The following is a 14,993-nucleotide window of genomic DNA, read 5'->3' on the forward strand; positions in this document are numbered from 1 at the left end:
ATGATCTGCACATCAGGAGCACACAATAATGACGTATAACAGGCGTTTTGAAGGCAGAGTCGCAATTGTTACTGGAGCAAGTATGGGGATAGGTCGTGCTACAGCCATGCAGCTGGCCGAGGAGGGAGCCATCGTGGTTGGCTGTGCGCGGCGTAAGCCAAAGCTCGATGAGCTGGTCGACCCCATTGCGGAGCGCGGCGGAAAATTTATCAGTGTTGGCCTGGATGTTGGCGATACGGATGGGTTCGCCGGGTTGATAAAAGATATTGCAACGGAATACGGTCGTTTAGATGTGTTAGTCAACAACGCTCCTTCGGTGATCGGCGGCATGGTGGTTGACCAAAGTCTTGACGACTGGAAAGCTAATTTTGGAATCGGTGTAGACAGTGTCTTTGTAGGCGTGCAGGCTGCGATGCGCGTTATGATCGCTCAACAATCTGGCGCTATTGTAAATATTTCCTCAGTGAGCAGTTTGCGCGCGGGTACCGCCTCGGGTGGTTATGGCGCCGCCAAGGCAGCTCTCAACCAGTTTAGTCAATGCGCCGCCATGGAGGCGGCGCCACACAACGTGCGTATCAATGTAGTCGCTCCCGGGGCGGTAGATACCCCGGGGCTCAACGCCGCTACTGGCAAGAATCCGCATGTCAAGAAAGTCATCACCGACGCGATTCCGATGCAGCGAGCAGCGACGCCTGCTGAGATATCTGCAGCCATCTGTTTCCTGAGCTCTGACGAGGCGTCGTTTATAACCGGTGTGATCTTACCCGTGGACGGCGGCAAGACGCCGCAGCTTTATGTACCTTCCTTTGATATTACAAATCTGGACAATCAGGCCGACAACCGCTGATTAGCTGAAGGGGTAATAAACGTATGGCATTACTGGAAAAAAAGATTGGGCTGGTGACAGGTGCTGGCCAGGGTATTGGTCGTGCCATTGCGCTCTCCTATGCACGGGAAGGTGCTGCGGTGGTGGTCACTGACTTCAATGTGGATGCGGGCGAAGAGACTACCGGACTGATAAAGGCATCGGGTGGCCGAGCCCATTTTATCGAAGGTGATATCAGTAAAGAGGAGCAGGTTCAAAATACAATAGACGAAACGGTGGCGACCTATGGCAGGCTGGATATTTGCTGCAACAGTGCCGCGGTCAGTCGTGGCTCAGGTTTCATTCACACCTATGAGAAGGAGGTGTTTGATGAGACGCTGGAGATGTGCCTGACCAATACCTGGCTGTGCATGAAATATGAAATCGCTGCGATGCTTGACACGGGTGGTGGTGCAATCGTTAATATATCCTCCAATGCGTCTCTAAAGGGCCAAGCTTTGAATACAGCCTACGCTGCGGCAAAGTCGGGGGTAAATGTGCTCACAAAGAGCGCAGCGGCCGAGTACGGAGAGCAAGGTATCCGGATCAACGCGGTGTCACCCGGTGTCATTCGGACGCCTGGTTTGGAGGCTTACTTCAAAGAGCAACCAGATATAGCCAAGGGACTGCGGCGTTCCGCGGTAATGAATCGTCTGGGGGAGCCAAACGAAATCGCTGAGGCGGTAACTTTTCTCAGTTCTGACAGGGCTTCGTTTATCACCGGTCAGCTGCTTTCAGTGGATGGTGGTGGTGCCGTGCGATAAGCACGAGTAAACGGTGGCGCTTCCCGGCGAAATTTCGTCATCTGTAAGTATTTTCTGAGGCCACTCAAGGTGGCCTTGTCACAACTTACTACGAGGTGAGTCCTGAAAAATCAGTTCGAGGTGACGAGCCGTTTCCACGCACACAGGGTTCAGCACATGGATGATTAGCTGCTGCGCTTCGTGAGATCTCACTCACTAAGTTACCCTGGTTCTTCACCTCTCGAATAAAAAACTACATGTATCAATGCCTGCTCAATACCACACCATTGGAGCAGGGCGTGCCGCGTTGTAATCATGAGACCGCCGGAGATCTGCCAAACCGGTTGCCGCGTTACCAGATCACTGCGTCAGCATCCTGCCGGCGGCGGGGCCACGGGATTCTCAAACGGCGGACCGAAAACGTCTTCCAGGTGATCTCCGAGTGGGTCGCCAAGTACCACCATGCTCTGGAAATACTCCAGAACACGTGCCTGCGAAACCTCTAGCGCCGGCCACTGTGGCCAGTCCCATGTGTCATTCATGAATGGTCGCATCTGATCGTGACTGAGAACCGTAAGGTGGTTCACGTCATGAGCAATAGCCACGTTTTCGATCGACAACCAACCATGCGCGCGGTCATGCATCCATCCTGCGTAATGCGGCTCCATCTTTAGCGTGTTTATGAAGGCGTCAGCGTAGCCATTCTCAGTGAGGTATCCAGCAAAACCCTCATGGCCATAGGCAACTACCATGGCGAGCACATCCTCTGCAGAACCTAATCTCGCCGTACGTTCGATGTCGGCGATAATCTGGGGGTCGAATCCGTTATCGGCCATCCACCCGACCTTCGCGCCTTGCATTGCATACCAGAGGCCGACGCCTACTTGATCGTTGCCCCAGGCTTGTGTGTTGTTGGTCAGAGTGTTTGCAAATGCCCATGCGCCAACGTCATCAAGGGTCGCTGGTGGCAGTCCGACAAAAGCCCTTAGATTATTGTAAGCCAGCAGTGCTTCCGTCGTAATTGCGGTCCTGCCACCGACAAGGCCTTCATGATCGGTATGATCACTGCCATAGGTGAGACCAAAGCTCGCCAAATCGATAAAATTGCTCTCCGCTTCCGTATGTGGGTGCTCCATGTGCGTGCCTCCATCGTCTGTAGATGCGGTCTCTGGCAGCTGCGTCCTGTCGATACAGAAACCAAACGTCGTGGAGGCGTTAGGCTCTAACATTTGATTCCACTCCCCTCCTACGACACGCCAGGCGTGTGCCATCGCACTGCCCTCATGATATGGATTCGTCAAATAGCTTATCTCGGCATTCCAGTAATGGGTCACATAGCCCGGTAGGTCAACGGTAACGTCCCAGAGACTTTTGACCGAACTGTTGTTTGTTACCAGGCCCTCCCCGCAGGCTCCCGAACCCCAGTCGTCCGAGAGACTAATAACAACAGAGAAGGGTGTTGAGGATTGTACGGTTTGAGCGATGGAAGCCGATGTCGCAGCCGATACGGTAATTGTTAGTGCTGCCAGGAAACCTGTTTTTACGCACTGGGCCCGACCTTGTCGGCTTATAGCGAATTTAGTGTGCTCGTGAATGTTTTTATAATCGAATTGCATCACGTTCTCCCTGGTGTTGAACCGGAAATAATCTTTAAATAACTGATTTAGTTCATTTTATACCCGAATAGTGATTTTTTTGGTGTTACCTGCGCCCTGCTCCGTAGCATTTTCACACTCACCAACGCAGTGCTGTGCCTTTTTGCTAGACAATGTTCTCGGACATAAGTTCAAAAATGGATGCCCATGACTTAACGCCGTCGAACTGCGAGGATCGCGAAATAGCGATCTACTGATGCCATCGACACCCATTACCGATCAAGATCTACGCCACTCGATTCCGAGCTATCCCAAACCGCAACGGGGTTGGAAAAATCCCAGCCAGTCTGCACCAGACGTATAAAGAACTAAGATCAGTAATTACAAGGGAAGACGGTGGAGCGTACGAGTGCCCGGGTCTGGAAATCAACGTTATGTCTGACGTACCTGGTGCACAAGCGACGCCTGATGCTGACAAAAAAGCGGCTCGTTGGCTGGCGGAAAGAACACAGTGTGCAGGGAGCCAGAAATGAATTATCCGCTTCCAATCCTGATTCGATTTGGCTGAATCATACGTACTCTTTGCTCACTCTTTGACAAAAAGCAAGTCAGCTTTTCAGTGCCGGAAACCTGCCTAAAACCCAGCGGGTGACGTGTGTTCACTCTCCAGCTTTGAATAAAATATTCTATTGAGAAACGCTATCATCACATCGAGTGCAGGTGGTGCATCGACCTCAAAACCGTCGCTCCACAACGTGCCTGACCCGGAGTCTAAAAATGCGTGACCTCTACCGTCGTGTTCCCAATATTCAACACTGTGGCCCGCGACCTTGAGTTTTTCCATGTAATCCTTCACGGAGGCCGGTGTGGTTAAAAAGTCTTCGCTACCGACTGTGAGCAGCTGTGGTGGCAGTTCGCGCTCAGTTGAATTTGGAATAGTGTAAACAGGAGACACGCCCTTATAAATTGAAGGATTATCGTCAGGATTAAATTCATCGCCAAATAGTCCTCTGGCTAATACGCCACCCATTAACCAAAACGGATTTTTTATTGTTTCAAAACCCTGCAAACTGCCCTGATACAAATCAAATGACCCATAACTCAGTATGGCAGCCTGAACATCGAGGCCTCCGTTTTGAGCAATTGCCTCTGCAGTTTTTCCAGCGGGCAAGTAGGAGGGATTAAAGCCGAGTGTTTGCCCTGAATAGCTCTCCGATGTCAGTTGGTTTCCCGCATTCACGATCATGGCAGACAGGTGACCCCCCGCGCTATCACCTGTTACAGCTACTCGTGTCGCGTCACCTTTGTATTGGCTGATATTATTCTTAATCCAGAGCACTGCGCCAAAAGCGTCTTCGACAATTTGATTCAGCGTTACAGAATTGTCATTGTCGATCAGGAGGCGATAGTTGACGTTACAGATTACGTAGTCACTGTTAGTCGCAAGATATTTCGCCATTTGATCCATGATGGATTTGTCATTTATAAGCCAGCCTCCACCGTGGTAAATAATCACAACCGGGTATGAATCTGCGCCTCGTGCTGGCGTGTAAATATCCATTGTAAGGTCGAAACCATCAGGCGATGCCCATAAGACGTCCCTGGAGACCGAGTACTGGCTGGGGTCATTGTTATTGAGCAGTTCGGGAGCCTCTGAACATGCAGAAAACAGCAAAAAAACCGCGATGGAAGCAATTAGCTTTTGAGAGACTCTAACTGACATGACTGAATCTCCATTTTTTCTGGGGCTGAAGAAGGACGTATTTCAAAAGAGGTACTGACCTAAACGTAAACATGGGGCTTCTGCCATTTAGACAGGCTAATGTGCTAATACCCGTTACCAATTGTATCCAACTCGGACTCCATAGGTTCGTGGTGCAGCATAGCCGCCGGTCGCTACCCCGATAATTGTAAGCGATACCAGCACGTCTTCGTCGGTAATGTTCTTGCCGTAGGCGGATACAAACCAGTTACTCTGGGGTGATCTGTAGGTTAACTTGGCAGAATCGGATTGGCCACTGCGCGCCTACTACTGCGCTACTGCTGACGTAATCGCACGCCGCAGTCGAGAATTAGATTCACTGTGAGAATTCTCAAAACCACGGCGAAGTGAATCGACACTCTCCAGGTACGCCTCGATATTCTGCGCTGTCAGAGGCGTACCAAAGTCACCTTCTTGGCTCCAAACGGAAGCCGACATCTTATCGCCGAGAGCCTGCCGAGGATGAACGCCATCGGTAAAAAAAGAATTTTTAGCATCACGGGCACCCATAATGGGTTCATCGACAATGTTTGGTAAATTGTTGTACGCATAGAGAGGAAAAGGCTGAGCGTTCATCTCTTTGGCTACTAATTGATTGACTTCCATCAAGCGATGATGAAAATCATTCCACATGTCGCCGTAACCAAGACGAGTCCACAGATCAATTAAAAACACATGCTCCGGTGTAATAAATATCTTGGTGTCAATATTCTCTTTGTGGACAAAGCGCAGTATGTCAGCGAAGCGTTCCATATTTTCATCGAGACTCAGTTTTTCTTTGCTTATTGCGAGAATGGTACTGTCACCTATGTACTGGAACCCTTGTCGACCTGTGAATATATTAGATGTTATTTGCCATGAGCCATCCTTGTAGTAGCGTCGAGTCAGCTTGGCGCTACCGGTAAAGGCAGACAAGCTTCTTACAAACGACGGCAGTGAAAATAAACTGTCGGCGGCATCCTTTGCACGTTGCAACAGGAACGGAGCAGAATTTAGATCTTTTGATCTCCTTGCCATACGAGCTTCTTCAAAGCCTTTAGCGGTTTTATGCTTGTTACGAATAAAAGCTTCAAAATCAACGCCAATCAAAAGAGATTCGAGCGGACCGGTTGCCTGCGCGAGCTCGATAAATCGCTTCATTTCATAAACGGTCATTCCAGGAACCGAGAGGTTGTAGCTAGATTCCGTAGGCCAAAAAGCAGATGGTCGAATAACCGCTGTACGGGATGTGCCAAGCACTATAGACGTGGGCTTAAGTGCCAAAATATGCCATGGCTTCGTTACACGAAAAGACCAGAATTGGTTCGTTCGATTTAGTCGCTCATCGCTCGCGTCAGCGTAGTGATACATAACATAAGGGTCCACTTGATAATTGAACCATGCAACCGCACCACATATGCCGGTTGTAAAAAAAACTATATAAAGTAAATAGCGTGTCATAGTCAGAATTGGAAGTAGATGAACTCCGATATAGCTGAAAGACTGAGCAGACCAGCGCTGAGCATAAACGCTGTGATAAGCGCATTCATTATCCCAGGACGCCACTGCATATTTACTAGACCTCTCGATGCGTCACCCGTAGCACCTAACGCCGGATCGAAAGCGCGCATATAAGTCTGCGTATTGGGTAGCACCCAGATGACCACAGCTGAAACACCTAGCGTCAGATAGACAGACAAGTAGCTTCCTGAGGCGAAGCCTAAAGCCTCAAAAAATTTACCCAAGGTCGATGTCGCAACCGTGGAATTCAATAAATAATTTTGTTGAATGGAGAATTCTGTGAACCCGGGAGCCATAACCGAGATAGATGTCTTTAAGTCTGGAGCGCGAAAAACCACCAGTGCGAGTGACCAGGCCAGAAATGTGCAGATTATGTAAACGAGCGTAAGTAGTGGACTTTCGAGTGAACGTGTTATGCCTGTTTTGTCGCATAGCGCACGCCAGCCATGGTTAAGGCACAGGTATATTCCATGAAGCCCACCCCACACCACATAAGTCCAGGCTGCGCCGTGCCACAGGCCTCCCAGCAGCATAGTGATAAGCAGATTTCGATAGCGTCGTGTCGAGCCGTTCCTGTTGCCACCCAGAGCGATGTAAAGATAGTCTCTGAGAAAGCGAGACAGAGTAATATGCCAGCGATCCCATATCTCGATAATACTTTTTGCTTTGTAGGGTGATCTGAAATTCTCAGGCAATCGAATGCCAAAAAGGCGGGCGCTACCAATTGCCATATCACTGTAACCAGAAAAATCGAAGTAAATCTGAAAGCTGAAACTTAAGGTGGCTATCCAGGAATCTATCGCATTGAGGGCTCCACCATTTGCAGCTGTACCGAAGAGAGGGTCGGCATATTGTGCCAGCGAGTCTGCCAGAACGACTTTCTTAAAAAGACCGATGGTCATGATGGTAAAGCCCACTGCCAGATCTGGCCAGAGTTCATCTCGTCGCCGCACGTTTTCGAACTGTGGCATCATTTCACGGTGATGAACAATTGGGCCCGCTATTAATTGTGGGAAGAAGACAACGAACAGAGCATAGTGTCGGAATTGATATTCTTTGCACTTGCCTCGTCGGACATCGACGAGATAGGCAATTTGCTGGAAGGTGAAAAAGGAAATCGCTAAAGGCAGAGTGATCTCGGGAAGTGGAATAAACCAAATACCCAGCGCATTGAGATTTTCAATAAAGAAATTGGCATATTTGAAGTAGCCCAGCAGACCAAGGTTAAATAAGATTCCTATCACTAACCATCTATGTTTGTTCGCTTCGTTTAAGGTGGTGGCTAAAAATTGTCCGATCCGAAAGTTTACGGCGGCAGAGAAAACAATTAATGCAACGAACGCCGGGTTCCAGCTGCCGTAAAAAATAAGAGAAGCCGCGATTAGCCAAAGGATCTGTGCTTCGGTATTGCCAGTCCGAGCCAAGAAAACAAAAACAAGAAGCACTACAGGCAGGAAGAGAAGTAAAAACTGAAACGAGTTGAATAACATAAAGCGCTGCGGCGTACGCTCTTAGAGACTCCAAGATACAAACACTATACGCAACTATCTTTGTCAATAATAGAGAGTAACGGTGAAGTAGGTTGTATATCACCAACTGTAGTCGCTTGGACTGTAGTGTCGAATCTGGCAGTCACTTACTCTTGTCAGAAATATATTGAAGATTTACTAGCTGAACGAGACATAATCGAGCGATCCAATATTTCTCAATTCAAAATGTCTGAAAAGCTTTGTTTATGTCGAGTGCACATTACGCCCGGTCACTCGCCCTGACAATGAAAAGCTTGGGCGGTAGCGGACTTGAATCACACATTCGAGCCGTTTAGCAGACGATTACGGCGTCAAAATCGCCAAAACCTTCGATAATGTGTTTTTGAGCACATTGTGTCTGGATAACAGACTCCTTGCTTGTTAGGCTCTGCTTTTGGTAGACGGTCTCGTTAATATGAAAAACATTAGGCAGACCGCACCGATGGAAAGAAAGATGCGTCGCACACTGGCGCTAATAGTATTAGTAACCGCCCCCCTGAGCAGCCACGTGAGTGCGCAGTGTGGCTTCGTTCCTGACTTCTGTGACTACGACACAGATGGCGTTGTTGATGCTAATGACATTAATGCCATTATCGGAGCATACGGTACGCCAGTAGATCCTTATACTTTTGGGGATGTTGATGGCGATGGCGTTCTAACGGTGTCAGATGCGCAGGAGTGCGCGGAACAATGTGAGTCCGGTGATTGTGATATTGTCGATAGCAGCAAGCCCAATATCCTGCTGATCATCGCGGACGATCTGTCTTATGATCATTATGGCTTTGCCGGTCATTCAACCATACAGACACCTTCGATTGATGCTCTTGCGGCACAATCGGTTCGGTTTCCTGCAACGTACGTTTCCAGTTTTTGCCGTCCCTCACTTGCGACCCTGCTTACAGGTTTGCCAGAGCATAGGCATGGCGTGACATACCACGCGGGGGGGGCGTTGGGTGATTTTCCAACTCTCGCAGAGCGTTTGCAAACGGCTGGCTACTCTAGCTACCAGGCCGGCAAGTTCTTCGAGGGCTCTCCTGACTCAAGGGGTTTCACGGATTTCCTCCCTTACGGCGCTATTGGTAGTTTTTTCAATATAGGAAATGTGCTCGTCGGACGCACCACACTGCAACCCATCTACGACTTTATGGCAGAAACCACATCACCGTGGTTTGTCTGGTTCAGCCCCTACATGCCGCACACTCCCCATAATGCGCCCGATGAATACCGGACGCTCTACGAGGGGTTAGGTTTAGATGCCGCAACTATTGAGTACTTCGCTATGATTTCGTGGTTCGATTCGGTGGTTGGAGAATTGCTCCAAGAGGTCAGCGAAGATACCGTCGTGATTTATCTTTCCGATAATGGCTACGTGCAGTCAGCTGTTAGCGAGGAGCCAGAACCCGGCAGCAAGAACGCCTCGTTCGAGCATGCCATTCGCACCTGGCTGTTGGTGCGCGACCGCTCAACCGCAGCCGTTGAGCATACAGAGCTCGCGAATGCGTGGGATGTGACCACAACGGTCCTTTCCTTCGCAGGTGTTTACCACGATGATTTGCCCGGACAAGCGCTCCTTGCTCAGCCTCTATCTGAGTTGCCTGCATACGGAAGCCGATCATCGCTGGTGTTTCAGTGGCCAGCAGGAACCTTCTTAGAGCGATGGATTCACGTCGGCGATTGGAAATTGATCGATGTCGAGGTTGGCGATGATCAACTGTATAATCTGGCGCTCGACCCGACTGAGCTCATAAACCAGATCGACGCTCCCGAAAGCGCCCAGCAACACCTCGATCTGCGAAATGAGCTGGGTGCAGTGTGGTAGAAGGGTGAGCGGTAACGACATCGAACTCCGTCCGCAGACTAACTGATGTGCCAATTCGCTGATTAAATCAGTATCGCGCTATGCGCAGTAAAGCCAATACTGAGTCAATAGCGGGTTTTCAGGTTTGTGCCATCTCTCCGGAGTAAGAGACGAGTGTAGCTTTGGTCACTCCATATTCTTTCTGTAGGTGTTCGATAAAGGCCGAGTCCGCATTCCGCAACTTCACTTCGGCAATGATCTCGATGTAGTCCGGGTTAACTGACTTGGACTTTAATGCATATCGCTCCACGCCCTTGCGGATAAATTCGAGCGCCGCCAGTTCAATAGCGGCATCGCTCATCTGGATCACGAGTAAGTAGGGCTGATCCTGGTCATCTCTCCGGGTGAGAGCATATATCGCAGCGGTCATTATAATAGAACCGAGTATAGTCAGGCTGAAATAGCCGACGCCGTTGCCTATCCCGATAGCAATTGCCCAGAAGATGAACACGAGGTCTACTGGATCCTTTATTGGGGTCCTGAATCTGACAATGGATAATGCACCAACCATGCCCAGGGAAAGAATAAGATTGCCACTGATAATCATTATTACCATAGTGACGACCATCGCGATTGCGATCAGCGAAACATTAAAACTACGCTGATACAGGACGCCCTGGTAAGTGTTTCGGTAGATATAGAAAATGAACATGCCTAGCAGAAAAGACATACCCATATTCACAATAATTTCAATGCTCGTATAGCGCTCCATGCCGCTATCCGCAGCAAGAAAGCTCTTCTGAAAAATGTCTGAGAAATTCAAGCTTTGATCATTCACTTTTAATTATCTTCCCATTTATTATGTTTCATGAATCTTCTACCAAGAGTATATTTACTGATGGCGCAACGTTCAAATGCGCCCGGTTGAACGATCCCTCTCACATAGTCCGGAAATACTTCGTTATATTTTATTTCGAGAATCTGCTTACCCTCTAGAATAACCGGTATAGTTTGCAGGGTCGAAGAAAAAATATCGAAGTCGCTGTTGTTGGACTTGAGGTTTTTGTCCATCGTAACTCGGAGATTAAAAAAACCTCCAACAAAAGCATCACGATCGTAGTCAACGATCACCTTAGGCCTGTAGAGGTGGCTGCTGAACTCGATAAACGCCTTATTAAGAACCGGATTTTGGTACTTTAGCAACTCCTCATACTCACCATCAATAATCCGTTTTGCACTTTCTCTTGACAGGATTGCAGATTCCTTAAATATTTGATTATTAAATTTGTTTTTTATTTCAAATTTCACTGTTTGAGCGGCTGTGTCGTAAATGCGTAATCGATATTTTTTTCGAAATAAAAGGCCAGATTGTTTTTCATGCAGACACTTGTCGTCAGCCGAGTCAAAGTACAGGCTGCGAATAAAATAACCAATACCAGGTTTGCTATGCTCATCAGGTGTCAGGACATGCTGCAGGCGCGCAGCAAGTAAAAAGCACTGACTATTGCTTACATAATATTTTAGCTCCGAACGCTGAACAGTGAGATTTGCCGGATTCAAGGCCCATTCCCCTTTGATGGTGTCAGCCCTCGCACTTTGCGGTCTGCGAACATCCTGAAAGCCGCCGCAGCCTTAACGTCTCCGGCTAGCACGCTCAGAGCGTCTCCTGCAGGGCGCAACTTGTTGCTTGAATCAATGAGCGCATAGGATACATTCGATTCGCCTTTTGTTATCGCATCCACATATGAATCAATCACTGCTACCTTTGATGTTCCATCAGCGGTTGCAGTCTCATGATTGTTCTCGAGAATGCTATTTGTAACCGTTAACGTCCCGCCCCCGCCATATTGAAGATTCTTTTGGTATGCATCAACTCCAATCTTGTTCTCACTGATCACGGAATTGAAAATCATAGCGTGGGAACGATCTTTGCTTTGTACCCCCACCTCGCTGTTTGAAAAGATGCTATTAACGGCTATTAATTCAGAATTCTCGCCTACGGACACCGCCTTGTCTCCTGAGTCTGAAAATGTGCTTCTGCGAACAACTGCTTGGGTGCTCATCAAGTCCAGCCCATCATTCCCACTGTACAAAAATTTAGAGTTAATAATCTGCGCGGTAGAAATATCGAGATCTGCTGCATCCGAACGCGACCGGTGGAATTCACTATCTAATATGGTCACGTCACTGTAAACCGTGTGGAGCATGTCATCCGTGATCCGACTATCTTTGAAAAGAGACTTCTCTATTAATACTCCTGTGACATTGTGTATGGACAGCAGCGCTGTATATTCAAACGTGCTTCCCTTTAGCCCGCTGCCATTTTCGAACGTACAGTGTACGATTCGTGAGTCGTCGGCTCTATCGTCTTTGAGAACAAGGGCGCCCCACGGGGCATCGCGATTTTTAGCCGTAAATGTAATAGGCAGTGTCTGAGTGCCGACTGCATGCAATTTTCCATAAATTCTTAGGCCGGCTCCCTCACCGAAAAGTAGTTGTGTGCCTGGCTGGATGACAACATCTCTGTATATTGTCCTGAAATCATCGATAGCGACGCTGCCACTGAATATTACTGGTTCAGGATTTATCGGCTCGTGAACGATATTTGATTCACCAATAAATTCAATAATTTCAATATTTTTCCGCTGATTTGCCGCGATCTCGTTGTCATCCATAGACATAGGACTCATCCACACTTGCGCGATGGCATCCTTGCTAGCACCCTCAATTAATAGATCGTAGGTCGCTGCACGAAATCTATGACGTTCCTCTAAAACGGAAGCAGGCATCAAACGTTGATTCACGACAATACTGTTGCCGTCTCGTTCCAACAGCAGAGACACATCCCGCTCTATTAATTCGCCATCCAGCGTATATTGCACAATCATCTTCTCTGGCAGAGGTGTACCGGTCTCGAACTCGATTCGCAGCCTGCTGACCGGAACCCTTGAAATTTCTACGCGCACCCCAGCTGCTGTTGGCTCAAATGCATAAACTCCCGATAAATCGACGGTTGCCTCCTTGACTTCATGAAGAACTCTGCCCACCTTGTCCGGAAATTCACTCACTGCCCGTTGTACGTCAGTAGAGCCGTAAATGTCTTTCAGCAAAGCAACATAATGCGTGATGTCCGCTGCCTTTTCCTGAAGCGCCAGTACATCATTTTCGACAACCTGCAAAAACTCTGCCTCGAAATTCCGATAAAATTTAAGAAGTGCTTTCTGGCGTTCGAACAGAAAGTCGTGGTCAAGATAAAGATCTCTCAGCAGAGGCGCTGAAATAATTCCGCCCCGGCCCGGGCTGTCCGCCCAGTAGTCGAGCCAACCGTCACTGTCCCAGACGATAGGCGAAAAACGCTCAGTATAATGATCGTAATGCAGTTTCCAGTTATGAAATCCATCGTGGTGCCAGTTATTAATTAAGTCAATATATGCAGCAAAAGTACCAAAGGCTTCCATGTCGAGACTGGTGAACTCTTTCCTCTTGGCCGACTCCAGCATCGCCTCGAGTGGAGCCTTACTGTCTAGTGGGTAATGATTGTTGGCGGAAGCTTTATCCCAGTTTAAACTGCTTTCGAACAAGGAACGGGGTAAGCCCCAATATCTACTCCTGCCAATATTATCTCCTGAGTAAATATCTCCAGGCATGATATTTCTTCGCCTTAGAAATGATTCATCGACTTGTTCAACAAACATTCTCAGTCCATCAAATTTTCCGTTAATGTTGACCGTCACCATCTCACTTGCGGGAGCGAGTAGGCCCATCATGTTTGCAAGTTGATATGATAGATGGGGACCCACGATATCATCTCCTTCATTTACAACGAGATTGAATCGTCGCATATCGCCCAGCAGCATTTTTTTGCGCGTCTTGATACGCAGTGATTTAGCTTTGAACAGCCAGTGATTTGTCATGTCCCCACGATACCGAACTTGTATCCTTTCAATTTCGCCATTCGGATAAGCCATATAGGCGGGTTGGAAATTTTCACCGCCGAGTCCGCTATATGGCAGGTCGCTATTCAGTTGACGCAGTACGCCATCATCGAGGAACAGATTGAAATCTGCATCAACATTGGAACCAAGTATTGCCTCCTGCATAGAGTCCTGCAAATACACAGCGGTAACTCTTCCTGAATCGTAGAGTATTGTGGATCGACCGAAAAGGCCAAACTCGTACTCCGCATAGTAAAGCTGAAGAGTACGTAAACCCCAGGTGGCAAAAAGAATGGAAACGGGTACTGTGACAAACAGGCTGTAGCGCCAGAGAAGACGAATAAGTCTCATGCTGCGTCAATTCCAGGCGCCGGGGATGCAGGGACACCGGGGAACAGGCGCTGCAGCCGGATCAGTGCCTCTTGCAGTTCTTGGTCTCGGCCGGGAAGGTTTTGCAGCAGGTATATGTAGGCCTTAAGCGCATCCAGATCGCGCTCATCTGAGGCGGTCCATGCGGCAATAACCGGTAGACTCACTTCCATTTCGGCTGGTCCCAGTTTTGCGCTGGATTGGAATAGCTTGAGAAGTACACTTCGTTTGACGTTGTAAACGACATGCAGCTTTCTTATGTCTTCGATTCGCTGCAGTTCCTGCACGGCCAGTTCCATTGCCGCTGCATAGTTGCCTGATCTGTAAAGTCGTTTGATTTTTCTGGCTTGCTGGTTGATCTTTGCGTCAAACCGGGTGTTAAGCTCCGCATCCAATGTATTAACCAGTTCAGGCTTCAGATGCCAGATGCCAAACACCAGCACTGCTATAGCAGTCATGAAGAGGCAGGCAGCTCTGAGTAGGTTAATTACGTTCATCTACGGTGTATACTTTGCCAAATAGAGGAAAACAACTGTTCGTTTTGTTGGCATTCACGATACCAGAGCTGGCAAAGCCTCCGTGTAAGACCGTAGTTTAACGCCGCCTGTATATCGATATGTAGGCCTTGAGCGCACGGCATCCCTGAATCACCTAAAAGCAAAAGAAGTAGGGTATCTCAATCAGCAATACAGGCGCAACGCGCTGCTTACGGGACCGTAACTACTGACGCAGCTGTTCTCAGCCTGTTTAATTTTGACAGGTATCGGCTCAAGGCGGAGTATCACCGGCATCTGATGGTTTGTGTGCCAGGAAGAGGCAGTCGAACAGCTAACGAAGACAGGGTGAGCTAGATCTTATTAGTCTGAAGTCGTTAACTGGTCAGCATCGGTGTTTGAG

At 48.5% G+C, this 14,993-nt stretch carries 11 protein-coding genes; 3 read left to right on the forward strand and 8 right to left on the reverse strand.

Translation table 11 applies throughout. The annotated features are described in order from the left end of the window. Positions 1 to 28: 28 nt before the first annotated feature. Complete coding sequence (locus tag EYC82_RS15615) at positions 29 to 847, forward strand: SDR family NAD(P)-dependent oxidoreductase (RefSeq protein ID WP_279250474.1); 819 nt, start codon at positions 29 to 31, stop codon at positions 845 to 847. Between the two features lie 23 nt (positions 848 to 870). Then, positions 871 to 1,629 (forward strand): SDR family NAD(P)-dependent oxidoreductase, encoded by a 759-nt coding sequence (locus EYC82_RS15620; protein WP_279250475.1) that lies wholly within the window; start codon positions 871 to 873, stop codon positions 1,627 to 1,629. A gap of 347 nt (positions 1,630 to 1,976) precedes the next feature. Here EYC82_RS15620 and EYC82_RS15625 read toward each other — a convergent pair whose 3' ends face one another. The 4 genes from EYC82_RS15625 to EYC82_RS15640 form a co-directional block, all read right to left on the reverse strand. Next, on the reverse strand, positions 1,977 to 3,224 hold the full coding sequence (locus EYC82_RS15625; protein ID WP_279250476.1) for a cellulose binding domain-containing protein: 1,248 nt from the start codon (positions 3,222 to 3,224) through the stop codon (positions 1,977 to 1,979). A gap of 613 nt (positions 3,225 to 3,837) precedes the next feature. After that, positions 3,838 to 4,926, reverse strand: coding sequence for an alpha/beta hydrolase (locus EYC82_RS15630; RefSeq protein WP_279250477.1), 1,089 nt, complete (start codon positions 4,924 to 4,926; stop codon positions 3,838 to 3,840). A gap of 306 nt (positions 4,927 to 5,232) precedes the next feature. After that, positions 5,233 to 6,120, reverse strand: a complete 888-nt coding sequence (locus EYC82_RS15635; protein ID WP_279250478.1) for a hypothetical protein — start codon at positions 6,118 to 6,120, stop codon at positions 5,233 to 5,235. A 287-nt stretch (positions 6,121 to 6,407) separates the two neighbouring features. Continuing rightward, positions 6,408 to 7,955: an MBOAT family O-acyltransferase gene (locus EYC82_RS15640; protein WP_279250479.1), complete on the reverse strand. Its 1,548-nt coding sequence runs from the start codon at positions 7,953 to 7,955 to the stop codon at positions 6,408 to 6,410. A gap of 493 nt (positions 7,956 to 8,448) precedes the next feature. Between EYC82_RS15640 and EYC82_RS15645 the strand changes: the two genes are divergently transcribed. Then, the gene (locus tag EYC82_RS15645; protein ID WP_279250480.1) at positions 8,449 to 9,813 is read left to right on the forward strand and encodes a sulfatase-like hydrolase/transferase; all 1,365 of its coding nucleotides are present in this window, start codon (positions 8,449 to 8,451) and stop codon (positions 9,811 to 9,813) included. A gap of 118 nt (positions 9,814 to 9,931) precedes the next feature. Here the strand turns inward: EYC82_RS15645 and EYC82_RS15650 are convergent, their stop codons facing one another. Genes EYC82_RS15650 through EYC82_RS15665 form a run of 4 tightly spaced genes read right to left on the reverse strand, consistent with a single transcriptional unit; the run spans position 9,932 to position 14,593 of the window. Next, positions 9,932 to 10,630, reverse strand: coding sequence for a DUF4956 domain-containing protein (locus tag EYC82_RS15650; RefSeq protein ID WP_279250481.1), 699 nt, complete (start codon positions 10,628 to 10,630; stop codon positions 9,932 to 9,934). A 2-nt stretch (positions 10,631 to 10,632) separates the two neighbouring features. Then, positions 10,633 to 11,352, reverse strand: a complete 720-nt coding sequence (locus EYC82_RS15655) for a polyphosphate polymerase domain-containing protein (protein WP_279250482.1) — start codon at positions 11,350 to 11,352, stop codon at positions 10,633 to 10,635. Beyond that, complete coding sequence (locus EYC82_RS15660) at positions 11,349 to 14,078, reverse strand: CotH kinase family protein (protein ID WP_279250483.1); 2,730 nt, start codon at positions 14,076 to 14,078, stop codon at positions 11,349 to 11,351. Before EYC82_RS15660 ends, EYC82_RS15655 begins: the two co-directional genes overlap by 4 nt. Continuing rightward, positions 14,075 to 14,593 (reverse strand): hypothetical protein, encoded by a 519-nt coding sequence (locus tag EYC82_RS15665; protein WP_279250484.1) that lies wholly within the window; start codon positions 14,591 to 14,593, stop codon positions 14,075 to 14,077. Before EYC82_RS15665 ends, EYC82_RS15660 begins: the two co-directional genes overlap by 4 nt. Between the last annotated feature and the right edge of the window lie 400 nt (positions 14,594 to 14,993).

Source organism: Candidatus Marimicrobium litorale, from assembly GCF_026262645.1.
Classification (GTDB): domain Bacteria; phylum Pseudomonadota; class Gammaproteobacteria; order Pseudomonadales; family Halieaceae; genus Marimicrobium; species Marimicrobium litorale.

What these genes read in the sequence shown, in the direction of transcription:
- EYC82_RS15615 (WP_279250474.1), top strand. Translation starts at nt 29, where the DNA reads ATGACGTATAACAGGCGTTTTGAAGGCAGAGTCGCAATTGTTACTGGA.
- EYC82_RS15620 (WP_279250475.1), top strand. Translation starts at nt 871, where the DNA reads ATGGCATTACTGGAAAAAAAGATTGGGCTGGTGACAGGTGCTGGCCAG.
- EYC82_RS15625 (WP_279250476.1), bottom strand. Translation starts at nt 3,224, where the DNA reads ATGCAATTCGATTATAAAAACATTCACGAGCACACTAAATTCGCTATA.
- EYC82_RS15630 (WP_279250477.1), bottom strand. Translation starts at nt 4,926, where the DNA reads ATGTCAGTTAGAGTCTCTCAAAAGCTAATTGCTTCCATCGCGGTTTTT.
- EYC82_RS15635 (WP_279250478.1), bottom strand. Translation starts at nt 6,120, where the DNA reads ATGACCGTTTATGAAATGAAGCGATTTATCGAGCTCGCGCAGGCAACC.
- EYC82_RS15640 (WP_279250479.1), bottom strand. Translation starts at nt 7,955, where the DNA reads ATGTTATTCAACTCGTTTCAGTTTTTACTTCTCTTCCTGCCTGTAGTG.
- EYC82_RS15645 (WP_279250480.1), top strand. Translation starts at nt 8,449, where the DNA reads ATGCGTCGCACACTGGCGCTAATAGTATTAGTAACCGCCCCCCTGAGC.
- EYC82_RS15660 (WP_279250483.1), bottom strand. Translation starts at nt 14,078, where the DNA reads ATGAGACTTATTCGTCTTCTCTGGCGCTACAGCCTGTTTGTCACAGTA.
- EYC82_RS15665 (WP_279250484.1), bottom strand. Translation starts at nt 14,593, where the DNA reads ATGAACGTAATTAACCTACTCAGAGCTGCCTGCCTCTTCATGACTGCT.